The organism is Salmonella sp. SAL4457, from assembly GCF_046548235.1.
Classification (GTDB): Bacteria; Pseudomonadota; Gammaproteobacteria; order Enterobacterales; family Enterobacteriaceae; genus Salmonella; species Salmonella enterica.
This window is the reverse complement of sequence record NZ_JBGDZO010001101.1, coordinates 1-246: the sequence shown is the minus strand read 5'-3', so window position 1 is coordinate 246 and position 246 is coordinate 1. Positions and strand designations below refer to the sequence as shown.

1 protein-coding gene is annotated in these 246 nt (G+C 67.5%); it reads left to right on the top strand.

Annotated elements, in window-relative coordinates; translation table 11 throughout:
- Nucleotides 1-246 (top strand): thiolase C-terminal domain-containing protein (locus ACLJNW_RS27590; protein WP_410961747.1); only part of this gene is annotated, 246 nt, incomplete at both ends.

Genomic DNA, 246 nt, shown 5'->3' with positions numbered 1-246 from the left:
CAGTGGCATCGCTCGATCGTGTCGATGCCCGACCTCACCGTGACGGCGGCCTCGGAAAGCGCTCCGCGAGCCATGCAGATGGCCGGTGTGCGGCACGCCGACATCGACCTGGTGATGCTCTACGACGCCTTTACCATCAACACCCTGCTGTTCCTCGAGGACCTGGGTTTCTGCGCCAAGGGCGAGGGCGGCCCATTCGTCCAGGGCGGACGCATCGCGCCCGGCGGCGAGCTGGCGGTGAACACC